Consider the following 24,412-nt stretch of genomic DNA (forward strand, 5'->3'; position numbering starts at 1 on the left):
CATCACGAGAGCATACCAGGCCCAAGAGCTATCCAGCACGACTTATCCCCTCGACGGAATCCCCATTTGGGGGGGCCACAGTGGCCAGGCACCTCAGTGCTTATGTGGCGAAAAATCAACAGCGGCTCATTCGGTGGATTCTCCAAGTCCCCCGTCTCACCCTCTTTTGGTGCCAGGCCACCGGCCACTTTCCGGGTGGGCCACAGCAGGCAGGCACTTCAGCGGGGATGTCCTCCGAATTGCCTGAGGCTCACCTCGGCCGCGCGTGTGGCTGGGTGCTCGGATCCGAGGACGCGGACCGCCTCGACGGCCGCGATCATAAATGCTCGGCGCCGGCCAACCGACACTGCCCTGGTCGCGCGATGTCCCCTTGATTCGTGAGCGCGTCGATCCGGTCGGGGTGCTTGGAGCCCCAAGCACCGCATGATCTTACCTAGATTGCACAAAATTCTTTAACAATTAAGCATACCCCAATTTCTGCACCGAGGTCGGCCAGAACCGAAAGCATTCGCTACAACATTTCTGAAATGACATGACATGTCAAATAAAAAAAGCCCTTGATTTATTCAGTTTTCCTGATTAAATGCGCTATGTCATCGACCATGTAAGGCAAATCGGTGGGTCGGATGGGACTCATCCGGGAGATCCCCGATGGTCTGGGAAATCTCGGTTTGATGTTACCTCGGTTGCGTGTGACCTCCCCTGCTCCAAAGGGGACGAGAAGGGCGAGGCCCAAGTCTTCCCCATTTCCCCCGGAGGGTCGTACGATGAGAATGACTCGGTACTACTGGATCGTTCCCGCTCTCGTGGCCGTGCTGGGCGCGGGGCGCGGGGCCAGCGCCCAGAATGAGAAAGACCTCAGGCCGGAGGTCGATCAGTTGGTGCAGTCGGTGGCGGAGAAGCTCGAGTCGGTCGGCGACAAGCTGGGACTGACCGCCGACCAGCGGGCGAAGATCCGCGAGACTCACGCCAGCTTCGAGGAGAAGTACAAGAGCCTGCGGGGCGAGCGGCGCGACCTGCTCCGGTCGGAGTTGACAGCCCTGGGCGCGATCCTCACCCCCGAGCAGCGTGACAAGATCAAAGACTTCGCCGAAGATCGCATCGAGGTGAGGAAAACCGAGGCCGCCGAGCGCGACTGGCCCCATTTCGCCGACATGCGAGACACGATCGCCGAGAGGATTCAGGGGGCCGGCGCCTCGCTCGGCTTGGCCGACGAGCAACGCAAGCAAATTCGCGCGGCCTGGGCCCCATTCGCAGAGAAATACCGCGCCGAACGTGCCCGGCGTCGGGATCTGGTCGAGGCCGAGTTCAAGGACCTCGCCGCGCTGCTGACCCCCGAGCAGCGGCGAAAGGCGCGCGAGGCGATCGAGGAACCATGCGTCCGCGCCCAAATGGCGGCGTCTGTCGCCGAGCGACTCGATGCCGTGGCCGACTCTCTCGGGCTTAACACCGACCAGCGTCAGCGGATCGTCGCGGCCCACCGCCCCTTCGCCGAGAAGTACCGGGCTCTCAGGGACGAGCGTCGCGAGTTGCTCCGGGACGAGCTCAAAGCGTTCGGTGCCGTCCTGACCCCCGCCCAGCGCGAGAAGCTCAAGAACTTCGCCGAGGACCGGATCGTCCTCATCGGGGTCGCGCCTGGGAGAATGACCGGGCCGAGGCCATGAAGCATCTCCGCGAGTCCATGGCTGAACGGCTGGAAACGGTCGGCGACAAGCTAGAACTGACCGCCGACCAGCGGTCGAAGATCCGCGACATCCACGACAACTTCGTGGCGAAGTACAAAGACCAACGTACGCAACGCAAGGCCCTCAGACAGGCGGAGTTGGATGTTCTGAACCCGATCTTGACCTCCGCGCAGCGTGCCAAGGTTGAGGATTTTGACGAGGATCGCGTCGAGAGGACCAATCCAAACTGAGCGGAGCTTCACCACCCAGCGTGGCGTTCTCCGCGTCCGGGGGGGGGAGCCGCCCCACCTCCGGATTCGTTTTGATCTCGAGGATGCGGGGCGGGCTGTTCCCCATTTATTGGTCCACTTCAACTGGACGGCCACAGTGGCCAGGCACTTCAGCAGGGAAGTCTGGGATGACCAGTGACCAGGCCCTTCAGAGAGTGACCAGTGACCAGGCCCTTCAGCGATATGTCTATATCTGTTGCGAAAGATCAGCAGCGGTTCATTCGATAGATTTTCGCGGTTCCCCGCTTTACCTTCTTTAGGTGCCTGGCCGCCGGCCAAGCTCGTAGGCGTCTCCTCGTCCTGCCCCTGTCACTCGGGGTCGTCACAGCCCTGTCCGGCTCCTTGCCCCGTCGCGGTTCCTCGCCTTATAGTGTCGGGCCGGAGTGCAGGCAAAGCGACCTGAGGGCCGAGGAGTCTGGGGATGCAGAATCGCGGGAACTGGTGGGGCGTCGCGGTTGTCCTCGTCTTCGTCATGACGACGACACCGGCGGCCGGGGATGAAGCGGAGCGGGTGGGGCCGACCTCTGACGGCCGGGGATGGGTCGCGCCGACGAAGCAGGTCCTCCGGCCGGCGGGACAGGCGATCGAGTACGGAGGTCGTCCCGTCGACCTCGTCCTGGCCCCCGGGGGCCGAAGGCTCTACGCGAAGGACCACCGGGGCCTCGTCGCCATCGACCGTGAGGGGTGGAAGATCGTGCAGGAGCTCGCCTTCCCCAAGGGGGGAGGCTCGATGCACGGGATCGCCATCTCGGCGGACGGGACGCGGGTGTTCGCGACGACCGCCCAGGACTCCCTGGATGAGGCGACCGTCGGCGCGGACGGGTCGCTCGCCTGGTCCCGAAGGATCGCGCTGCCGGGTCCGGGTGGCAAAGGAGCCTCGCATGCATGCGGCATCGCCCTCTCGGCCGACGGGGCCACGGCGTATGTCTGCCTCTCCCGGAATAACACCCTCGGCGTGGTGGACCTGGCGGAGGGGAAGCTCGTCAAGGAGATCCCGGTCAGCGTCGCCCCGTTCGACGTGACCTTGTCCTCGGACGGCGCCTCGGCCTTCGTCTCGAACTGGGGAGGACGACGGCCCCGCACGGGGGAGAAGACCGCCCCGTCGTCGGGGACCCCGGTTCTGATCGACGAGCGCGGGGTCGGCAAGAGCGGAACCGTGGGCAAGGTCGACCTCGTCGCGGGCAAGCAGGTCGCGGAGGTCGCGACGGGCCTTCACCCCGCCGACCTCGTCTCACACGCGGGCTCGGGCCGGCTCTACGTGGCCAACGCCAACTCCGACACCGTCACCGTCATCGACACGGCCGGGATGACGGTGGTGGAGACGATCCTCGTCCGCCCCGAGCCGTCGCTCCCCTTCGGGAGCGCCTCGAATGCCCTCGCATTGTCCGCCGATGGCCGGGCGCTGTTCGTGGCCAATGGGGGCAACAACGCCCTGGCCGTCGTCGACCTGGCACCCGCCCCGGAGAAGGGCGAGGCCCCGGGCGCGAGCAAGGTGCGCGGGTTCGTCCCGACGGCGTGGTATCCCGGGGCGGTCGTCGCCGACGGGGGCGAGCTGTTCGTGGCGAACGTCAAGGGGTTCGGGTCGCGCAATGAGTCGCCGAGCCCGAAGGGCCGGTCGGCCAAGGCGTACCTCGGCGTCGTCTCGAAAGTCCCCGTGCCGGGCATCGACGAGCTGGCCGTGCAGACCCAGCAGGTCCGGACGGACGCCCGGATCCCGCAGATGCTCCGCGCCTGGGAGCAGGCCCACGCCGGCGTCGGCCCGGTGCCGGTGCCGAAGCGGCTGGGCGAGCCCTCCGTCTTCGAGCACGTCGTCTACGTCATCAAGGAGAACCGGACCTACGACCAGGTCTTCGGCGACATCCCCAGGGGAGAAGGGGACCCGGCCCTCTGCATCTACGGGCGTGAGATCACCCCCAACCACCACGCCTTGGCAGAGCGTTACGTCCTGCTCGACAACTTCTACTGCAATGGGGTCGTCTCCGCCGACGGCCACTCCTGGGCCACCGAGGGGAACGTTACCGACCACCTGGAGAAGTCCTTCGGCGGGTTCACCCGCAGCTACACCTACGGCGACGACCCACTGACATACTCCTCGACCGGGTTCCTCTGGGACAACGTCCTGCTGCACGGTCTCTCGTTCCGCAACTACGGCGAGATGGACTATGCCACCCCGGTCCCCAAGACGGCGACCTACACCGAGATCCTCAAGGATTATGAGGACGGTAAGGGGACGATCGGCTTCGAGGCCAAGATCGGCATCGAGACATTGCGGCGTTACAGTGCCCCGGGCTATCCAGGGTGGAACATGGGAATCCCCGACGTCGTCCGGGCCGGCATCTTCCTCAAAGCGCTCCGCGAGGCGGAGGCGAACGGCGAGTGGCCGAACCTGACGATCGTCCACTTGCCGAACGACCACACTTCGGGAACCTCGCCCGACATGCCGACCCCGAATGCCTATATGGCCGACAACGACCTGGCGCTGGGCCGCATCGTCGAGGGCCTGTCCCGGAGCAAATTCTGGCCGAAGACCTGCATCTTCGTCATCGAGGACGACCCGCAGGACGGCTTCGACCACATCGACGGGCACCGCTCGATCTCGCTGGTGATCAGCCCCTACACAAAGCGAGGGGCCGTGGTCCACGACTTCTACAACCAGACCTCGGTGCTGCACACGATGGAGCGTATCCTCGGCTGCCCGCCGATGAATCAGATGGACGCGATGTCCCCCTTGATGTCGGCCTGCTTCCAGGAGACACCCGACCTCTCCCCATATGAGGCGCTCCCGGCCAACGTCCCGATCGGCCAGTTGAATCCCAAGTTGAGCGGGCTCGAGGGGCCGGAGCTCCACTGGGCCCGGCTCAGCCTGAAGCAGAATTTCCGGGTGCCTGATCGCGTTGAGGACGACGCCATGAACCGGATCCTCTGGCACCGGGCCAAGGGCCTCGACGCGCGCTATCCGGCGGAACTGGCCGGGGCGCACGGCAAGGGGCTCGCGGCGCGTCGGCTCATCGGCGTGAAGGGCGACGACGATGACGACGATGACGACGATTGAGTCCGGTCCACCCCGGGCATCCGCCCGGGTTCGTGAGTCCTGGCTCGCCGGGCCAGGACTCGCGGTGCTCCTGCAAGGCTGACGCCATGAAGTGGGGACTCTCTCAGGGCACCCGGAGCCTGTAAGAGTCCCCGCGCGGGCTGTGGTCCCCGACGTCACTGGGCCAGACGTTCGCGGATCAACTGGAGATCGTCGGGGGTGATGGCCGGCTCCTTGGCGAGGATTTCGACGACCTTGCTACCCGCTTCGGTGCGGGACATGCCCGGAACCCCGGCGACCCTCCCCTCGGTCTCGGTGAGCAGGCCGTCCAGGGTTGGAACGGTGACCTTCTTGGTGGTTGCGCCGCGTTCCGACTTCGTCTGGTCGACGGCATCGGGCACGGCCGCCTCGGCCTTTTCCCGGGCTGCGATCTGGGCTTTCTGCTTGGTCGAGGCGCGGTCGGGGAGGGCCTTGTAGCGAAAGAGGAACTCCTGGGCGAGAGATTCCGGATTGTGTTCCGCGTCCTTGTCGAATTCGACCGCATGATTCCCGCAGCCGGTGAATCCTGCGGAAACGATGAGGGTCAACAGCGCGAAGATGAGGGATGAGGTCATGCGCATGGGAGGGAGAACCTCGATTGCCTGGATTTCGCGAGTTTAAAGGAGGGCGCGTGTCTTCACCCCCGGGGGATTAGCGTCGACCTGATCCGGCCCCCGGGGAGATCCTCAGAGCGAGTCGGCCGAGATGATCTCCCCACCGTTGCGGGTGCCGAAGGACCACCAGGTCGGCAGGTTGATCGTGTTCTTGATGAACCGGACCGAGCCGTCCATCGAGCCGACGTTCACGCCGCCGGGGTGGTTGCTCGTGGGGTTCATCGCCGTATCCCCCTCGAAGCATCGCAATGTGTTATCAGCATACACATGAATCGGCGGAGCATTGGGAGGGAAGAGGTGGGCATAGAGGTGCCCTTCCCAGCCGTCTGTGAAGGCCCAGGTCGAGCCCTTGTACATGCTCCAGCCCGGCCAGTTCAGGGGGGCGGCCAGGCCGTCGCGAACGGCCACGATGGCGGGGACGTCGTTCTGTTCGATCAGACGAGAGCTCGTGTAGTGCAGATTCCGACGCTTATCGTTGGATTTGCCCGAGCCGTCGTTGATGAGCGACTCGCTCACGGCGGCGGTGTTCGACATCCCGTCGGTGATGCTGGCGATGCTGACGTTCTGATTGGTCGTGGCCGCCCTGCCTGCGGTGGCGCAACCGCCCTGCGTTGTGTACATGCGGGACGTGGAGATCACCCCTTGCGATGGCGGTAAGTTGTTGCCGACGGGTGTGCCGCCTGGCATGAGGACGTTGCGGGGGTGGGCCGAGTTGCCCGCGTAGTTGTTGTTGCCAAGCTTGCCGCCGGCGACGTTCACGACCCCGTCTTGGGGGAGGCAGGTGGTGCCGTCGGACGGGCAGAGGAAGGTGGCGATCTGGGCCTTGTGCGCGGTGCCGTTCACGCCGTTGACGATGTTGTTGGCCCCGTAGAAGCCATCGGAATAGGTGAAGTTGATCGCGTTATGGAGCGTCGACTGCTCGATGAACGGCAGGATCTGGCAGTGCCAGCCCCGGTTGCCCGACGACCCCGCCGTGCCACCATACTCGTCTGACCTCCGATACTCATGGATCGGGGTCGAGCCGAAGGTGTCCATGTAGTTGGCGATGCCCAGGCTGATCTGCTTCAGATGGTTGACGCACTGCGAGCGTCGGGCGGCCTCGCGGGCTGCCTGGACCGCCGGCAGCAGGAGGGCGATGAGCACGGCGATGATCGCGATGACTACCAGCAACTCGATCAGCGTAAAGCCGCGCCGACTGGTGAAGGATCGTCGCATCGGTGTAATTCCTCGTCCTGGATATCAAAGAATCGGGGGGACGACTCGAGTTCGGAACACACGTGGGTCTTCTCTTCGCCTTTTCCTCACCTCACTTCTCTTCTCCGACGGCGGCCGCATGGCTGCTTTCTGGTGCGTTTTCTTCGTCCCAGGCCGGGGTGGTAGGAGATGGCTATCCGTGTCGACCTGGACCGGCGGGAGGTCCGGCTCTCCCCAGGAGCCCGGTGTCGGGCGATCGGCGAGAGGAGGACAACCGGGTGGATGTACTTCTTCGTCGCAAGGCTCCGGCGTTCGGTGTAATCCTTCGGAACACGAGACCAAGCCATTAGAGCCCTCGCCCTGTGGCCCGAGGGTTGGTCGCCCTCCTGTCAAGAGAGGTGCACGTCGTATGCTGCAGTATTTTATCCAAGGGTATGATAGATCGGGGAAGGATATCGTATCAACCGTTGAATTTTCGGGATTCCCGCGATAGGAGGAGCCATAGCAGCCAGGAACTTCAGCGGGAAGGCCTGGGAGGTTCTCGGCTCGGGGTGGTGATCATCGTGGTCGAACGCCCGGGGCGGTTTCACATGCCGGTCCAGGCCGCCGGCTTTGAGGTCCGGAGCGTCCATCCCTTCGCCACCAAGCAATTTCGCCAGCCCGCCGATCCCGGCAACAAAACCGATGACACCGACCTCTCCGCCATCCATCGCGTGGCGGTCAACGGTTTCGAGCGAAAAAAAAGGGGGACAGCGAAAAAAGGGAATCAGGAGCCGATATCGCGATATCGGCTCCTGATTCCCTTTAAATTCGAGTTGTCAGCATCGGCATTACGTACTTGGCAAGCTTATCAAGTTTTCGACAGCGCACAAGACTGACTATGCACATCTTTTGCCGATCTTGAATTCGTCGGTGTACCGGCTTCCCCGATCGGAGCATCGGTCGGAGGCGGTCCCGCTGACCGAGGAACTGTCGCGGTCCCGGTCGAAGCGGGGAACCGGTCCGCAACTCTTGGGCGAGATTCTCCCCGCGGTCTTGGCGAAGTTGGGGGTGGATATGCTACCATCGAACGCGTCAGGGGAGCCTGATCCCACAGAGTGACGACCCGGCCGAGGGACCGAATAACGTCGACTGTCCCCGTGGCGCAAAGCCGTGGTAAAAGCGTGGCGCTCTGTCCGATCACCAACGTCGGATCCGGCTGTGTGGGGTCACTCCCCTGATATTACCAGTGTGGCGAGCGTCACCTGCAGCGACAGAGATGGTCCATCGGCCCGCAGTTCGCCCCCGGAATCTGAACAAACCGCCCGCATGCCTGGCCGGAACCGGCCCATTTCGTCCCCAGGCTGCCCGCCCTCGTTTCCACCGTTTCCTACATGGCTGTCTTTCGGCCCCTCAATCGGTGCAAGCGCGTTGGGCGCGGTACTGTGGCCGGGCAGGGGGGGCGTGCACCCTCCACCAATTGCGCCACTCGCACACGACCGAACTGGTCAACGGGGGCGTGAGCCTGGCGACGATCCAGAGGCGGCTGGGGCACAGGAACCTCCAGACCATGTTGCGGTACGCCGAGCAGTCGGACGCGACGGCCGACGCGGAAGTGCGGGCTTGGCGGCGGGAACAGGACCGACCCCACTGAGCCGTCGACAGGGTCGGACTTTCGATGCTATCCGGAATTCCCATCAACACACACGATTAGCTAGCATATGCTAAAAATAAATTTGACGGCAAAAGAAAAGGCCAATCTGACCACCTGCCGGAGGTTTGGCCTGGGCGACATGCTGATCTTGGTGGCTGGGACCGCAATCAGCCTTGCGCTTTCCCGAATTCTCTTTCCTCTCTTCCGGGCAAGCTTGAGCAGCGTTCCCTTCGACAAGTTCTCTGGATTATCGGACTTGTGGGACTATCTGTCGACTCGGCCAGAGGTCGCCTTGGCCCCCGTGTTTTTCGCGAGCTTCGGGCTAATCGTGCTAAACCTCGTCGGGTCGCTCGCGTTCGTCCTCATGCGGTTGCGCAAGCCGAGGCCGCCTATGGGCCACGTGCTCCTACAACCGGGGATGGTCGCCGTGGAGGCCATGCTGGCCGGCCTCGTCATCGGCGTCGGTTTTGTCGTGCTCGACGTCGCGGCCGTGTTCGGGATGCTGGCCCTTTCCTCGGCGGTCTTGGTAGCTTGGACGGCTCTGGCTCTGATCGGCCGATGGAGACCGGAGCACGGCTGGATCGACCGATTCGGGCGAGCACTGGGCGTCTGCTGGTGCCTCCTGATCCCGGTCTATCTGGTTCTCGTCGTGGTGTTCTGGTGAGCCATTGATCCCTGCCAGTCAAACAAAATCCACACATTTTTAATTCTTGGCACATTCGACGCGAACTAGATAAGACTCACCTCGTCCCCCGGGCCCCTCATCAAACAACGCGTCTGGTGGTAGAACGATGCAAGGTAAAGGTGCAACCACCGATCAGCAGGATGTCTCTCCCTAAATAAAGTGGACCATGAACTTACAAAAAAACATGATGTGTTTAAGTGTGATTTTCCGATAAAACATGCCCGGTTAATCATCAGACCTAAAGGACGGATTCGAGTTCAAGTTGAACGGCAGAGTCTTCCTGGAAGGCCTTTCAGCGATAGTGCGTCGTCAAAGCATAGCCGGCCTTACGGCAGGCTTGGTGGACGTTCAGGCCGGCGTCGAGGTCGGCCTGGATCTCGCGGAGGATCTTGGCAATCTGGTCCGGTCTGGGTCGTTCTTTATCTCCCCCCCCCCCGCTGCAATCGCTTCACCTTGTCGTTCGCTTCATGCCATTCAGAGGAAATCAAAGGGTCGGGAGCCGATATCGCGATATCGACTCCCGCCCCCTTTCCCGACTCTAACCCGATTCCCCACTCAGAAGGCGTCTGCGCTAACCACTTCGCCCAGGTTCACGGTGCCGATGGCATACCATGAAGCGGGAGAGACCGTGCTCTTGACGAACCGAACGGTGCCGTCGAGGAACAGGACATTCACCCCGCCGGAGTGATAGGAACTGGCCGCGATCTGACCGTCATATCCCCAGCCACCGGCCCCGCAGGACTTGGTGTTGGGCAGGTTGGTGTGCTGGTAGGTCCCGCCACGGCCGCTGTCCTGGTGGTTCCAGTATTCGCCCTTATAGTCCCAGTTGATGACCGTGGACTTCTGGCAGGAGGCGGCATCGGCCTGGACGGAACCACCGGCTCCAAGGGCAGTGGCATTGGTCCAGACAATATTTAGGCCCGGGAGATTCTTGCCTGATTGACCCTTGACGAATTCGCTGAAGAGGGCCGAGTTGCTCGTCCCATCAGTGATGCTGGCGAGGGTAAGAACGATCCCGACATTGCCGTCGCCGCCTGTCCACCAAGCGGCGCCGTTCGTCTTGCTGCCGGTATAGCGGCGTTCGGTGCCATCGTTGGTCGCGTAGTTGCTCCCTGCGATGGGATAGGGATAACCATTGATATTCCACGTGCCGGAATTGCCTATATTCGGATCCGAGGGGCACAGGAAGTTGCTGATCTTGGTCGAGCCGGCGGTGACGTTCACGGCCCTGCCGACCACGTAATCGTCGACGTACGCAATGCCGTTGCAGGTATTGCTGATCGTGCCGGGGTTGGTCCAATTGTACGGAATGAAGTTCCAGTTGAATGCGTTATAGATCCCCGTTTGCTCCATATAGGGGAGGATGCGGGCCTTCATCGAGTAACGCTGCGCGCCGCAAGTGGTGCCCGCCGGAGGGATACACTGGGTGCTGCTCTCGTAGTTATGGACGGCCAGGCCGAGTTGCTTCAGGTTGTTGACGCACTGCGATCGGCGGGCCGCCTCGCGGGCCGACTGCACGGCGGGGAGCAACAGGGCAATCAGCACAGCGATGATCGCGATCACCACCAGCAACTCGATAAGCGTGAAGCCGCGTCTCCGTCTGCTTTTCATGGGACCCCCTTCCAATTTTAGTGCAATAAAAAAAAGAACGGACGTGTTCCGAACGAACTACGGGACATGACGACTGAAGGGCCCTGGCCTTCCGCGACCGGGGCGACCGGACCACCGCGAACTGGGCCCGGCCGCCATGATCGACAGCACTGGGTACCGGGGGGATGAATGATTACCTTCTTCCGGCCTTCTTGTCGGCTGCCGCCTGCTTCTTCATGGCCTCCTGCTCGACCTTCGCGAACTCCTCCGGTTTCAGCGTCGCCTCCGGAGCGACGGTGACTTGCCCGGCGGTGGCCGCGACCGGATCGGACGGACCCGAGCATCCGGAGTTGCTAAGTCCCAGCAGCCCCAGAGAGGCAAGACCGATGAAAAACTTGAGATGCATGATCGGCAAACTCCGTGAACGACTCGGTCATAAGAGGTCGGCTCGACCTCCGAGCACGGCCCTCGAGATACGAATACGAGTTGAGCATTGATTGCGAGAAGGTGCGAATGCCTCCAACAATTTAGCCACATGCCACACCTTATCGGGTTGGACGTGAAAATCAAGTATCAAGCTGTAGCGTTTTTTCGTAGCCATGCATATCTCATTAATATGACACGCAAAAGTCCTAATTACCCCACATCTCGGGAAGTTTTTGGATAACCCCAAGGGAGACCGGGACCCACTCCCGCAATCCTGGGAGGACCATAGTCTTGTTCACGCCAAACTCCGAAAGGCGACCATGGAGATTCCGAGAATTTTGGATCAACACGAATCGTGACAGAATAGAGACATCGCAATCTGATTAAAATCGATAGGGCGCATGGCTTTACGGCCAATTCCCCGGTATCGCGTAGCGAAAAGGGAACCGTTCCTCTCGCGTGCTTCCCTACCCGCCTCTTCCTAGCCCTGCCCACGGCCAACCGTCCCTATCGACGTGGATTCGCCACACGCCAGGCAGTCCCTCACGGCGAAAGCACGAGCACCTCGCTAACTTCCGAAGCAGAGGCCGAAGCAAGAAGCCGCCGATGCCGATCCGGTGCGCCGAGACGACGTCGACGACCTCCTCGACAGCGATGACAAATAACCGGCACGTAGAGTGAAAATTGCTGGACTGGTCGGCAGGTACTGGGCAGACGAAAAGATGGGGCCAGGAGACGATACGGTCACATTGGCTCTTGCCCTCGTTTCCTCTGATCCAAATGAATATAAATGGCTCAAAAATCGACAAAACCGAAAGCGATCCGGGGGCGAACTTAACGTTTGACGACAGAACGGATTAGTCATGCGGCCTGATCATGAGTCGTCGATGACGATTTATACCGACATCTCAGACAATTATCCTCTAAACAACTACCCAATACTCGAATCCAAGGTTTCGATAAAAGCGAGTATCCTATTGATACGACTAAAATAATGGCTCATGTTGCATCTGCTGAGTGAAACCCAAGTCAGCTTGATCTTGAGCACTCCTTAGAAGTCTTCTGCCTCCGGTTTCACCCGGACTCTCTGCGCATCGGCTTCCAGAAAGTTCGGATTGACGTCCCAAGGAGCACCGATTCCGACATCACCGGTCGTATCGTAACCCTTGCCGCACCCCATCGAGATCACGAAGTCCACGCGTAGAAGCGCATGAGTAAATCGCAGACGCTTGAAATCATGGATTTCGAGCGACCAGAGGGGTGAGACGGAACTCATTACAGATCAGCCGAAGGTCGAATTGATAGCTGCGCACGAGTGTTCGGGATGTGTCCGAAACATTGACCTTCGGCAATCGTGTAAGACGATGTCGCACCAACTTGACTCAATATTATTCACACTTAGATTTCAACGTTGCCCCAATGAGCTCAAAAATACAAGCAGAAAATTGACAATTCTCGCCGGCCCCGACAGACAATTAACGTAACACCCAACCAACCAATGAGTTAACCATAATTTCAACGCCGGATTCCAGCGGTCGATCGTCGAGGCGTTGATCTCCAACACGCATGGAGACAAATCATATGCTTTTACACAATGGTTGCCACCGACCTTTCGTCACAAGTCCAAGCCATCGGAGACTGTCGGGTTAAGAAATCCAAAGGGGCCAAAGCCGATCCGGTCATCCTGACTCCTTCCATGAATCCGCCGGGTTGTGGGAAAGGACCAGGAGCCGATTCGGTCATCCTGGTTGCTGGCCCCCGGTATGTGACAAATCATTTCGCTGCCACGATGGCCGGGAAGATCCTCGGCACGCGGGAGAAGTGCGAGGTCTCGTCTCCCGGTCACCTACCTTGACTCGCGTCCCGTCGTCCAGGCTTCCAACTGCACCATGTGCTGGTCGACACAACCGTCTTCGTCGCTCTCGATGGTTGGGAAAGTCCAGCCGTTCACCCGGTAGCCCCGGCAGGCCACTCGAACTCAAATAGGTCGGCGTCCTCTGTCAGGGGAAATTGCTCGGCGTAAGGCTCAAACAATTTTCCAAAAATTGACAGAGACGCCGACGTTTCTTTGGGGACCCAGCCAAATCTATAAGATTGAATATGACCTGCAGAAAAAGTGCGAAACTTGAACAAAGAGGATGAGGAAGAAGCGAGCCGCAGGTGAGTGAAACGAAGGGCTTGTAGACGGAATCAAAGCGTGTCGTCGATGTCCCATTTCCCGACGGTCGGCGCCTTCGGCCCGAACTTGCCCGGCGTGTCGGCGACTACATGGCGGCTGATCCGGTCGAGTGCGATGAGGAGGGGGATCGGGCCGCCTACCAGCACGCACCCGAAAGTGATCAGGATGCTACGGATGCTCGACTCCCCTGCACTGGGAGCCGCTCCGATGAGGCTGACGCACAGGGGCCCGAGTACGAGAAAGGCGAATACCACGATCAGCATCGCCCCCAGTAACAGACGGGCCTCGTTGACCCCCTCGCCGATCCAAACCCTCATCCCGGATCGGAAAGCCATCAGCAGCCCGATCGCCGTCAGAAATGCGGACGCGGTGAACCCGAAAAATGAGAGGAGTAAGGTTACAAAAGCCGCTACGGGGACATCTGGCTTCTCCTTCGATGCCGCGTAAACTCCGATTACGACGAACAAAAGGAGGAAGGCGGTTAAGCCGAGTTTCCAAGCTCCCCAGGCGTAGGTGAAGAGCGAGCAGATGCGGCCGCCAGCCTTATCGGGGATGGACCTCGCCAGCCTGCGGCCTTCCCAGAACTCCCGGAACGAAGCCGCAACGCAAGCCAGGATGACGGAAGCGGTTGGGAGCCAGTAGGATAATGCCAGGGCGAGGAAGAGTAGGCCCGTGCGATAGTGCCGAAGGCGTGAGTCATCCACCAGGACGGGAAATAGCTCCCAGACGGGGTCGCCCGCGAGTCGGTCGTCGGCCTCATGCATGGCTTGCTCGCTCATCGAGATGCTTTTGTCTTCCAGCCTATCCGAGGTGGCGACCCGCCCGCCAGCACCGCTTCGGTAGGAGAGTTGCAGGTGGGGTGACCAGGCGAACACCAGCGCAAGCGGTCGCCGAAGCCCGGCCACGCCTTGACCGACGGCATCGCAGACTGCGATCGATTCTTGCCAGCGCCAAACAAAACAAAGGAGACGCCACTTAAATCAGGAATGGGGACATTCTTAATTCTTGACGCAGTCTACGCAAACTGGGTAAGACTCAGCTCGTCCCCCGGAAACCCCATTAAACGACGCGCACGGCAGTAGACCGATACGGTTCGAGTACGCTTCGCCGCCAGATCGGCCCAACTAATCAACAGGCTGATAGGATGGATTCGGGTTCAAGATGAAGGGCGACGACTTGCCGGAGTTTCTTCAGAACGGGATCAACAAAACAATACATTTCAACATATGAATATTTAATTTCAATAGATTCGCTAGAGAACTCCGTCATGCCAGGCGAGCCTTCTTTTTCTCACCAAAATCTAGCGAGGAAGTCCCGTCTTTAGCCGTGGGGAGGAATCGCGTGAATCTTGCCCTTGCATGTGAGATCTCCATGCGAGACAATTGAACGCATGCACACCGTCTAGACGATCATCTGCAAGCTGACGCCCACCCCCGAGCAACGCGTCGAGATTGACGCCACGCTCAAGGCGTTCGCGTTGGCTTGCGACTTCGCCGCCGAGTCAGCCCGGTCGCTCGGCTTCACCAACAAGGTCAAGGTCCAGCACGCCTGCTACTGGAAGATCCGTGAAACATTCGGCCTTTCGTCCAACCTCGCGATCCGGGCCATCGCCCGCGCCTGTGCCGCCCTGAAGGTCTCCGCGAAAATGCACTCGGCGTTCGCGCCGGTTTCGATCGACTACGACGCGAGGATCTTCTCGTTCCACGAATGGAACTGGACCTTCGGCCTGACGCTCCTGTCGGGTCGAGTCAAGCTCACCACCAAGCTCGGCGAGCGACAGAATGCGGCACTCAAGGGCCGTAAGCCGACATCCGCTGCCCTGGTCAAGCGTCGCGACGGTGCCTACTTCCTCCACGTCCAGTTGACCGACGAAGTTCCCGAGTCGATCGAGACAAAGGGGACCATCGGGGTCGACATGGGGGTAAAAAACCTCGCCACTACGGATGACGGCGAGAACTTCTCGGTGGCCGATGTTGACGCCTGTCGCCGGAAGTACAGCCAAGCGAGGAAGACCTGTCAGCGAAAAGGCACCAAGTCCGCTAAGCGGAAACTCAAGAAGATCAGCAAGAGAGAGGCTCAGTTCCAGGCCAACGAGAACCACGTCATCAGCAAGCGGATCGTTGCCAAGGCTAAAGACACCGCCAGCGCCATCGCCGTCGAGGATCTCGGCGGCATTGACCCGCGGACAACGGCCAGGAAAGCCGATCGATCTCGCATGAAGGGTTGGGCGTTCTACCAGTTCAGGCAGTTCATCGCCTACAAGGCCCTCGCCGAAGGCATCCCCGTCATTCCGGTTGACCCGCGCAACACGTCTCGGACATGCTCCGAGTGCGGGCATTGCGAAAAGGCTAACCGGAAATCGCGGGATGAATTCGTGTGCAAGTCTTGTGGATTTGAACTCGCCGCGGACTGGAACGCGGCCCGAAACATTCGTGACCGGGGCAAAGTCATGTGCCCTAATGTCGGCGTTGTTGACACCGGAGGTCGAATCCCGGTCGAGACGACTGGCAAGACTGTTTTGGCAGGCCCCCGCCTTTAGGCGTGGGGTTCATGACTTGACCCCACCCGCACTCGCCCCCTACAATCACCGCTTCGGTGGGCTTCGCGTCCGAAATACCTGAACGAACCACCCGGTTCCGCACCCACGGTCGAACTGCCGCATGAGCCGTCGCTATGTGAATCAGCTGAGCAACGGAGACGCGGTCGACGAATCCTTCTTGGTCGCCGACAAGCAACTCCGTGCGAATCGCCAGGGCAATCTCTACCTCCACCTTGAACTGCGAGACAAGACGGGAAGCGTCGGTGCGCGGCTCTGGAATGCGAGTGAGGGGCTGGCGCGAACGTTCGATCCAGGAGACTATCTCCGGGTCAAAGGGAAGACTCAAGTCTTCCAGGGCGCCTTGCAACTAATCCTCTCGCATATCGAGGTCGTCGATCCGACGAAGATCGAGCCCGAGGATTACCTCCCGCAAAGCACCCAGAATGTCGCGCGACTGACCGCGAGGCTCCGCGAAATCCTTCTGAGCATCAGTAATCCGCACTTGCGGGCGCTCGTCGAATGCTTCCTCATCGACGAGGAGTTCGTTCGTAAATTCACCACGGCGCCGGCGGGAATTAAAAACCACCACGCCTACCACGCGGGGCTGCTCGAGCACGTCGTCACGATCCTCACGATCGCCGACCGCATCGTCGACCTCTATCCCGAGCTTGACCGCGACCTCTTGCTCACGGGCATCTTTCTCCACGACATCGGCAAGGTAAGCGAGCTCAGCTACGATCGCGCCTTCGCCTATAGTGATGAAGGACAACTCGTCGGGCACCTGGTCATGGGTGTCGAGATGCTGCGCGACAAGGTCGAGCAGAGCGCGGATCTGACGGGCGAACCGTTCCCGAACGAGCTCTTGCTCCGCCTCAAGCATATGATCGTCAGCCACCACGGCACGCACGAGTTTGGCAGCCCCAAGCTGCCGATGACTCTCGAGGCGATCGCGCTCCACTACCTCGACAACCTCGACGCCAAGATCCACACGTTCAGCCGTGAGATCCGCGACGACCCGTGCCGAGAGTCGAGCTGGACCCCGTTCCAGCAGAACCTGGGGCGGCGACTCTTCAAGGGAGTCGCACAGTCAAACGGCCTCGCGGACGAAACGGTGGAGTCCTGAACTCCTCCGTCGAGATCTGACCGGTTCCGAATCGCTCGCCAATCGGCCGATTCGAACCGGGATAAGTCGTCAGTCTGGGTGTCACGGGTTCCCGCCACGGAACCCGTGACGCCACGGCCCCAGGAGCTTCCCGCGCCTGAGAGCCGGTCACCATCGTCGGCTCCCTTCCGCTCGATTCAATCCGCCTTTTAAAACATCTCTTTGCACGCGTCTCCGCCATGCCGGGTCGTCCTTTCCGATTTCGAGTCCCGCGAGCAGAACCGGGGAGCCGATAAATCCGAGGAATCACTCGATCGGAGCCGGGCTGGCTCGCGCAAGCTGACCACGGTAGCCTTTGAGGGTTCGCCTGCTGCGCCTCGCCTGGCGATCACCGTGCCCCGACACCGGCAGAGCGGAGAGACCGTCGATGACCGACCCGACAGACAAGGTGTTAGATCTGGTCTCCGAGGCCGAATACAAGCCGATGACGGTGAAGGCGATGTCGCGCCGACTCGGGGTCGATCCCGAGGATTACCCCTCGTTTCGGGCGGCCGTCAAGGGGATGATCAAGGATGGCCGCCTCGAGATCGCCAAAGACAAGCGACTGAGCAAGCCCCACACGAAAGGTACGATCATCGGCCTCTTCCGACGGTCGGCGAAAGGCTTCGGCTTCGTTCGCCCCCATACGTCGAAAGAGAAGACCGACCAGATCTACATCCCGATCGACCAGAGCCGCGACGCCTCGAGCGGCGACGAGGTCGCGGTCAAGATCACCAAGCGGCCCAAAGGGCCGGGGATGAACGTCGAAGGTCGGATCGTCCAGATCCTCGAGCGGGCGTCCGGGATCTTCGTGGGGACCTACTACGAGGAGTTGGGGGCCGGATTCGTACGCGTGGACGGCACCACCTTCGGCGCACCGATCTATGTCGGCGATCCCGGAGCCAAAGGGGCGAAGCCGTCCGACAAGGTCGCGATCGAGATGGTTTCCTATCCGACCCCGTATGCCGCGGGGGAGGGGGTGATCAGCGAGATCCTCGGCCCACGCGGCCAGCCCGGTGTCGACACCTTGGGGGTAATCCGCGCGTTCAACATCCCCGATACCTTCGACGAAGAGACGCTCAACGAAGCCAGGAAGTTGGGCAAGCAGTTCTCGGAGACGGAGATCGGCGACCGACTCGACCTCCGCGGCACGCTCACGGTCACCATCGACCCGGCCACCGCGCGTGACTTCGATGACGCGATCACCCTCTCACGCGACGAGCGAGGCTTCTGGAGCCTGGGAGTCCATATCGCCGACGTCTCCCACTTCGTGCAGCCCAACTCGAACCTCGATCGCACCGCACGTCAGCGTGGTACGAGCGTCTATCTGCCCGATCGGGTCATCCCGATGCTCCCCGAAGTCATCTCCAATAGCCTGGCGAGCCTCCAGGCCGGCAAGGTCCGCTACACCGTCAGCGCTCTCCTGGAATTCAACTCCGAGGGGATCCGCACCGGCCTGAGCTTCGCACGCTCGGCGATCAACGTCGACCACCGGTTCTCCTACGAAGACGCCTTCAAGGTGATGAAGGAGCCCGCGACCACCCACGAAGGGGTCGCCCCCGAAGTCGCCCGCATGCTCGGCGAGATGCTCGAGCTCGCCCAGATTCTCCGCCGCCGCCGCTTCGAGCGCGGGGCGTTAGAGCTGAACATGCCGGCGGTCGAAGTCGATCTGGGCGAACAAGGGGAGGTCGTCGGGGCCCATCTCGCCTCGAACGACGAGAGCCACCAGGTGATCGAAGACTTCATGCTCGCGGCCAACGAAGCCGTCGCGACCTTCCTGACCGAGAAGCACGCCGGCTTTCTCCGGCGGACCCATGCCGACCCCGAGCCGACCAAGCTGGACGCATTCGCCGAGTTCGCCCGAAGTCTGGGCCTGGAGATCGAAAACCCGCAGAGTCGGTTCGAGCTCCAACGCATCCTGATCGAGACGGCGGGCAAGCCCGAAGAGTATGCGGTTCACTACGGTGTCCTTCGCAGCCTGAAACAGGCGGTCTACACGCCCGAAGCCGAAGGACACTTCGCCCTGGCCAGCGAGAACTATTGCCACTTCACCTCACCGATTCGCCGCTATCCCGACCTTCAGGTCCACCGCCAGTTGACGACCCTGCTCGAAGGGAAGCGGCCCAAGAGCGACCACGACGAGCTGACCGTCCTGGCTGACCATTGCACGAAGACCGAGCGCCGCGCGGAGGCCGCGGAGCGCGAGCTCGTGAAGATCAAGCTCCTGACCTATCTCGAGAGCCGGATCGGTGAAGCGTTCCAGGCAATTATCATCGGGGTCGAGGAGTTCGGCCTGTTCTGTCGAATTGTCAACCTGCCGGTCGACGGACTCGTCCACATCACGAGCCTCGCCGACGACTATTACTACCTCGAATTCGAGACGCATACCTTGATCGGCCGCCGCTCCGGCCGCCGCTACCGGTTAGGAGACCACATCGAGGTCCGGATCACGCGCATCGACATTGATCGGCGGGAGCTCGACCTCGCCCCCGCCGACATCCAGGAGGAGGAATCCCGCCCGAAACGGCCGGGAGCAACGACCAGCACGCCCGAGGCGCGCCGGTCTCGCCCTCCTGCCTCAAGCCTGGCCAAAGCCGCTCGGTCGAAGTCGAATCCAAAGAGCTCGAAAAAGAAGAAGGGGAAAGGAAAGCGATCGAAGGGTTGATCGACCCGCCCCTCAGTCGGAGCCCAACTTCGCGCGGCGCTTCGGACGACTCGTGGATCCTTTAGGGGCGGCCGGTTTCTTCCCGGCCGCCTCTTTTCGCGCCTTGGCCAGCGTTTCGCGGACGAACTCAACGCTGGGTAAGTTGATCAACAAGGCCTCGGCTCCGCCGGGCGCCACCTGGATGAGATGCCAGCAACCACATTGACTACACGTTCCCAGCAATTCGTTGGGATCATGCTCTTGCGGCTGATGAATATCGAGTTCGGTCTGGCACTTCTGACAAAAGGGCGAAACGAATCCGTCTGGAGAGACCTCCAGCACGGTCACGTTCCACGTCATTGAAAGCGGACGAGTAAAAAGTGGATGCAACGCGGGGCCTCCACAATCCTCAAGGAGCCGTACTCGAGTGCATCTAGTCCCGAACCCATCATCAAGTTCGGCCCTTTCCAACGTCGAGTCAAGCCAGGGAAGAATTAAATCAAGTTTAGCCTGTAAAAGCGCCTTCCGCCAAAACAGGCATCGGGAATTTTTCAATATTTCGATGTTTTGCCCCGCTTCCATCGCGAGCTCGCAATGAAAAATGAGACGGAACCACGAGTTTTGGATGTGGGAAATTCCCGATAAAGAAATGGAGCGAGATCGCCTTCTGCCCCTCCCCATCAAAGGAATATGTTTCGGGACAAGCCAGGTCAATCACGAACGATTGGGCTTCACAAATTAGTCCGAGACCATAAGAATCTCCGCCGTCCGGCCCGAGGGATGTAGTGGGTCGGACAACGCCTCTCCGACGGACCGAAGGGAGATCTTGCCATGAAGAAACGATGGATCAGCGCCGGCCTGGTTCTGGCCTTGGGAGTAGGCAATCTTCCGAGCTTGGGCCAGGTCGTAGGGCGAGAGCGCGACGTGACGGTCACAGGACCGCGCGGACGCTCGATTCAGCGAAGTCTCTCCAGCCAGCGAGGTCCCGGCTACGTCAACCGCGAGGTGACGATCCAGCGGCCAGGCGGGACGTTCCAGAGCTCGAACACCGCTCAGCGAGCCGTTCCCCGCGGCCCGGCGGCCTACTCGAACCGGGGATACGTTCCCACGGGCCATCGTGGTGGTGGCGGTGGTGGTGGTGGTTATGGGCCTCGTGGTCCGGTCTTCGTCGAACGCAACGTCTACGTCAACAACAATCGAGGCCCGGGCTGGGGTCCCGCGTTGGCGGTCGGCGGCGGCCTCTTCGGCCTGGGCATGTTCGCGGGCTCAGCGCTCGCTTCGGCTCCTCCGGCTCCTGTCTTCGTGGCTCAGCCTGCCCCCATCTACATGGCCCCCGCGCCCCCGCCGACGGTGATCTACAACGCCCCACAGCCCTACACTCCGGTCGCCCAGGCGCCGGCGACGGTCGTCGTTGACCCTGTCGCAAACGCGATCGGCCGGCTCCAGAGCAGCCACGACAACAGCCGGATCGAAGGGGCTTACACGTTAGGCCGGCTCCGCGATGCGCGAGCCGTCCCCGCGCTCGTCGATCGGCTCAAGAACGACTGGGACAAGGACGTTCGCGTCGCCGCGGCCAACGCCTTGGGTGAGATCGGCGACCCTCGCGCCTCGGAGCCGCTCCGGCAAGCCGTCGCCCTCGATAAGCGACAGGCGGTCCGTGACGCCGCCGGGCTGGCCCTCGGCCAGATTGCCAGCGGAGTTCCCACCGAGGTTCCCGCCGAGCCCGCTCTCGGCCCTGGAGCGTCGACGATCCAGACTCCCACGCAGTCGCTGACACCGAGCTCGGCCAAGTTCAGTGACGTTGCACCGCCGATCGAGGAACAGGTCCCGCCCGACCCGACGCCCTCGTTCTCTTCCTCCCCCGGATTCAGCGGCACGCCTTGAATTTCGGCGTCAGTCACGCCGAAAGGCTTGATCTCGGCACATTCAACCGAGACGGGAAGGGAGAGCGATCTCCCCTCCCGTCTTGTTTTTTTGGTCCGTCTGGCCTGTGATCTTTCCAGTGTGGCGAGTCGACCTGCGAGCGGGACGGTGGAGCAGCGATGCCAATGTCGAATTGCGATCCCAAGATCGAGCTGACGCCGACGGGGGACGGTCCGCCCAAGATGCCCGCCGAGTTCGGCCTATCAATGGCGACCTTCGTCATCGTGGCGAGTATGGTCGGCGTCGGAATCCTGACGACTTCAGGCTTCACCGTCTACGCCGTCGGCAGCAACCAGCTCATGCTCGGTCTCTGGGTCCTGGGGGGCGTGATCGCCGCCTCGGGCGCGTTGACACTCTGCGAGTTGTCGGCCGCGATGCCGAAGACCGGGGGCGATTATGTTTATCTGCACGAGGCCTACGGGCCCCTGGCGGCATTCTTGTCGGGTTGGGTCTCATTCCTGATCGGCTTCGCGGCCCCCAGCGCCGCTGCGGCGTTCGGTGCCGCCAAGTTTCTCCTGGTCCCCCTCCACCTCGAAGGGCCGACCGCGCTCTACGCCCAACGAGGCCTGGCCACATTCACGATCCTGATCTTCGCGACGATCCACACTAGGAGCAGGGGAGGGACCGCCTGGGTCCAGGGCTGGATCACGTCACTGAAGCTGCTCATCCTGGGGCTGTTCGTTCTTGCCGGGCTGGCCGTCGGCTGGCCGCATCACGCCAACCTGGTCGACCTCCCGCCCATGTCCGAGGCGCGCGTGCTCCCCATGATGTTCTCGCTCGTCTACATTTCCTACGCGTACATCGGTTGGAACGCCGCGTCGTACCTCGCCGGCGAGATCGTCGAACCGCAACGGCTCCTCCCTCGGGCCATCCTGCTCGGAACCGCGGGCGTCGTCGCCCTCTACCTCGGCTTGAATGTGGTGTACGCCCTCGCCCTGTCGGCCGACGATGTCCGTGCGATCGTCGACGCCCCGGGGAACCGGCTTCCGTACAAGCCCGAGGCCGTCGCACCCATCGCACAACTCGCCGCGCAACGGCTGTTCGGCGCACGTTGGTCGGAACCACTCTCGGTCTCGATTGGCCTGATGCTCCTCTCGTCGCTGAGCGCCTACGTCCTGCTCGGCCCCCGCGTGGTCTACGCCATGGCTCTGGCGGGACAATTTCCGAAAATCGCGGGCCGACTCTCCACGCGGGCCGCCACCCCGGTGGTTGCCACCGTCTTGCAGGTGGCGTGCACCCTCACACTCCTCTGGACGGGGTCGTTCGATAGCCTGGTCATTTATGCCAGCGTCGGCCTGGCGATCTTCTCGATGCTAACGATCAGCGCGGTCTATGTCCTCCGCGTGAATCGGCCCGATCTCCCTCGGCCGTTCAAGACTCCTGGATATCCAGTCACACCAGCGATCTATCTCGTGTTCACGACCATCCTCACTGCCGCCGCCTTCTCGCAGCGATTCTGGGTTTCCACCTACTCGCTGCTCAGCATCATGGCGGGCGTCCCGATCTACTACTTCTGCCAGAGGGGCGGGTCGAGGGAGAACGTATCGACGGAATACGCGGTTCCCGACCAAGGATGAGGAACGACGCCCCACTCGCGCAGACCAGCGCCCCGGCAAGGCTCGTTATCCACATCGAGCGTGCCCGCCCCTTGGTTGCTTGACGGCCGTGGCTTAATCTTTACACTGAGAGGACGGGTGCGTGAAACGCGCCGGTAAAATTCGGCGCGTGATGCGCATTCGCTCCTCTCTCCCATGAATGATGCCTCATGAGCCATCCGACCGAGCGTCCGCAGCAGCCGTACGACCCTGCCTTGGCCGACCTGCCCCCCGTCGAGGCTCCCTCGGCCGGGTTCATCGTCCAGTTATTCGTGATCCCGGCCGTGATCGTGGCGGTCGTGATCGTCGTCTGGCTCCTGTTCGGCAAGTTGGCTGGCGGCGAGCGTGATGCGATGGAGTACGTCCGCCTCCTTCGCTCTCCGAACGCCCACTGGCGGGCCGCCTACGAACTGGCCAGCCTGATCCAGAACGACCCCAAGCTGGCCAACGATCCCAAACTACTCGGCGAGCTGACCGACCTTCTAGCACACGACCTCGACCTCGAGGAGAGTCCCGAACTCACCCAGTATGTGACCCTCACGCTGGGCGCGTTCCAGACCCTCGACGCCCAGTCGGCCGACGGCCGGAACGTCGATCCGCTCGCCACCCTGGCCCGCGCTCTCGCGCCCAAGCAGCCGCCGCAAGTCCGGCTCGCCGCCGCCATCAGCCTCGCCAAACACGCCGCCCGGCTCGACGAACACCTCGAAGACCCCGGCGCGATCAAAGCGCTCGAAGTGGCGAGTGAAGACGAGAACCAGGAGCTCCGCCAGGCCGCGGTCTACGCCCTCGGCTTCTTCGGCGGTGACCAAGCGACCCGCGTGCTCCGCGACCGGCTCAAGGACGTTGACTGCTACGTCCGCTACAACACCGCGATCGCCCTGGGACGACGCGGCGACTCCGAGAGCCAGGGCGTCTTCCGTGAGATGCTCTCCTCCACCGATCTCAACAAGATCATCACCCTCGCCTCGCCGAGCGAAAAGCACAGCAAGATCGAGGCGATCGAACTCGAAGCGCTTCAATCGCTTCAACACTCGGTCGATCGGAAGTCTCCAGGACTGGCCGGGAGCCTCCGCCCCGAAATCAGCACCCTGACCAAATCAGGGCTGGTGAGTGTCCGGAACAGCGCTCAGTCGCTTTTGAAAAGTTTACCGAACACGCCTTGAAAAGATTGGCGTTCGCAACGCATCGCTCGATTGCGCCGAAAATCCGTTCAAAGCCGATCGTA

General features: G+C 61.7%; 19 protein-coding genes. 12 read left to right on the forward strand and 7 right to left on the reverse strand.

Translation table 11 applies throughout. From position 1 onward, the window contains the following. The first annotated feature begins 767 nt into the window (after positions 1–767). The 3 genes from V5E97_RS39915 (at position 768) to V5E97_RS39925 (ending at position 5,006) form a co-directional block, all read left to right on the forward strand. Positions 768–1,664: a hypothetical protein gene (locus V5E97_RS39915; RefSeq protein ID WP_406697121.1), complete on the forward strand. Its 897-nt coding sequence runs from the start codon at positions 768–770 to the stop codon at positions 1,662–1,664. Next, entirely contained in the window at positions 1,661–1,915 is a 255-nt protein-coding gene (locus tag V5E97_RS39920; RefSeq protein WP_406697122.1) for a hypothetical protein, read from the forward strand. Before V5E97_RS39915 ends, V5E97_RS39920 begins: the two co-directional genes overlap by 4 nt. Positions 1,916–2,375: 460 nt before the next feature. After that, a complete protein-coding gene (locus V5E97_RS39925; protein WP_406697123.1) occupies positions 2,376–5,006 on the forward strand; it encodes a bifunctional YncE family protein/alkaline phosphatase family protein in 2,631 nt (876 codons plus the stop codon). A 155-nt stretch (positions 5,007–5,161) separates the two neighbouring features. Here V5E97_RS39925 and V5E97_RS39930 read toward each other — a convergent pair whose 3' ends face one another. After that, positions 5,162–5,605 carry a hypothetical protein gene (locus V5E97_RS39930; RefSeq protein WP_406697125.1) on the reverse strand — a complete coding sequence of 148 codons (444 nt, stop codon included), beginning with the start codon at positions 5,603–5,605 and terminating at the stop codon, positions 5,162–5,164. Positions 5,606–5,710: 105 nt separating this feature from the next. Then, positions 5,711–6,853 carry a DUF1559 family PulG-like putative transporter gene (locus V5E97_RS39935; RefSeq protein WP_406697126.1) on the reverse strand — a complete coding sequence of 381 codons (1,143 nt, stop codon included), beginning with the start codon at positions 6,851–6,853 and terminating at the stop codon, positions 5,711–5,713. A gap of 530 nt (positions 6,854–7,383) precedes the next feature. Here V5E97_RS39935 and V5E97_RS39940 point away from each other — a divergent pair. The 3 genes from V5E97_RS39940 (at position 7,384) to V5E97_RS39950 (ending at position 9,129) form a co-directional block, all read left to right on the forward strand. Beyond that, positions 7,384–7,710, forward strand: coding sequence for a hypothetical protein (locus V5E97_RS39940; protein ID WP_406697127.1), 327 nt, complete (start codon positions 7,384–7,386; stop codon positions 7,708–7,710). A 521-nt stretch (positions 7,711–8,231) separates the two neighbouring features. Beyond that, entirely contained in the window at positions 8,232–8,465 is a 234-nt protein-coding gene (locus V5E97_RS39945; RefSeq protein WP_406697128.1) for a tyrosine-type recombinase/integrase, read from the forward strand. Positions 8,466–8,532: 67 nt separating this feature from the next. Next, positions 8,533–9,129 (forward strand): hypothetical protein, encoded by a 597-nt coding sequence (locus tag V5E97_RS39950; protein WP_406697129.1) that lies wholly within the window; start codon positions 8,533–8,535, stop codon positions 9,127–9,129. A 576-nt stretch (positions 9,130–9,705) separates the two neighbouring features. Here the strand turns inward: V5E97_RS39950 and V5E97_RS39955 are convergent. The 4 genes from V5E97_RS39955 to V5E97_RS39970 all read right to left on the reverse strand — a co-directional run bounded on the left by V5E97_RS39955 (position 9,706) and on the right by V5E97_RS39970 (position 14,124). Beyond that, positions 9,706–10,761: a DUF1559 family PulG-like putative transporter gene (locus tag V5E97_RS39955; protein ID WP_406697130.1), complete on the reverse strand. Its 1,056-nt coding sequence runs from the start codon at positions 10,759–10,761 to the stop codon at positions 9,706–9,708. Positions 10,762–10,933: 172 nt separating this feature from the next. Beyond that, positions 10,934–11,146: a hypothetical protein gene (locus V5E97_RS39960; RefSeq protein ID WP_406697131.1), complete on the reverse strand. Its 213-nt coding sequence runs from the start codon at positions 11,144–11,146 to the stop codon at positions 10,934–10,936. 1,071 nt (positions 11,147–12,217) lie between these two features. Beyond that, a complete protein-coding gene (locus V5E97_RS39965; protein ID WP_406697133.1) occupies positions 12,218–12,442 on the reverse strand; it encodes a hypothetical protein in 225 nt (74 codons plus the stop codon). A 914-nt stretch (positions 12,443–13,356) separates the two neighbouring features. Next, positions 13,357–14,124 (reverse strand): hypothetical protein, encoded by a 768-nt coding sequence (locus V5E97_RS39970; RefSeq protein ID WP_406697134.1) that lies wholly within the window; start codon positions 14,122–14,124, stop codon positions 13,357–13,359. 698 nt (positions 14,125–14,822) lie between these two features. Between V5E97_RS39970 and V5E97_RS39975 the strand changes: the two genes are divergently transcribed. From V5E97_RS39975 to rnr, 3 genes are all read left to right on the forward strand, one after another. Continuing rightward, positions 14,823–15,884, forward strand: coding sequence for an RNA-guided endonuclease InsQ/TnpB family protein (locus V5E97_RS39975; protein WP_406697135.1), 1,062 nt, complete (start codon positions 14,823–14,825; stop codon positions 15,882–15,884). Positions 15,885–16,005: 121 nt separating this feature from the next. After that, positions 16,006–17,007 carry a 3'-5' exoribonuclease YhaM family protein gene (locus V5E97_RS39980; protein ID WP_406697136.1) on the forward strand — a complete coding sequence of 334 codons (1,002 nt, stop codon included), beginning with the start codon at positions 16,006–16,008 and terminating at the stop codon, positions 17,005–17,007. Positions 17,008–17,413: 406 nt separating this feature from the next. After that, complete coding sequence (gene rnr / locus V5E97_RS39985) at positions 17,414–19,690, forward strand: ribonuclease R (protein WP_406697138.1); 2,277 nt, start codon at positions 17,414–17,416, stop codon at positions 19,688–19,690. A gap of 12 nt (positions 19,691–19,702) precedes the next feature. Here the strand turns inward: rnr and V5E97_RS39990 are convergent, their stop codons facing one another. After that, the gene (locus V5E97_RS39990; RefSeq protein WP_406697139.1) at positions 19,703–20,251 is read right to left on the reverse strand and encodes a hypothetical protein; all 549 of its coding nucleotides are present in this window, start codon (positions 20,249–20,251) and stop codon (positions 19,703–19,705) included. Positions 20,252–20,500: 249 nt separating this feature from the next. On the opposite strand from V5E97_RS39990, the gene V5E97_RS39995 reads away from it, so the two are divergent. From V5E97_RS39995 to V5E97_RS40005, 3 genes are all read left to right on the forward strand, one after another. Further along, a complete protein-coding gene (locus V5E97_RS39995) occupies positions 20,501–21,553 on the forward strand; it encodes a HEAT repeat domain-containing protein (protein ID WP_406697140.1) in 1,053 nt (350 codons plus the stop codon). A 158-nt stretch (positions 21,554–21,711) separates the two neighbouring features. Continuing rightward, complete coding sequence (locus V5E97_RS40000) at positions 21,712–23,169, forward strand: APC family permease (protein WP_406697141.1); 1,458 nt, start codon at positions 21,712–21,714, stop codon at positions 23,167–23,169. Positions 23,170–23,357: 188 nt separating this feature from the next. Continuing rightward, entirely contained in the window at positions 23,358–24,350 is a 993-nt protein-coding gene (locus V5E97_RS40005; RefSeq protein WP_406697142.1) for a HEAT repeat domain-containing protein, read from the forward strand. Positions 24,351–24,412 lie beyond the last annotated feature (62 nt).

Origin of the sequence: Singulisphaera photorubra (assembly GCF_045290345.1) — a bacterium.
In the GTDB taxonomy this organism is placed as follows: Bacteria; Planctomycetota; Planctomycetia; order Isosphaerales; family Isosphaeraceae; genus Singulisphaera.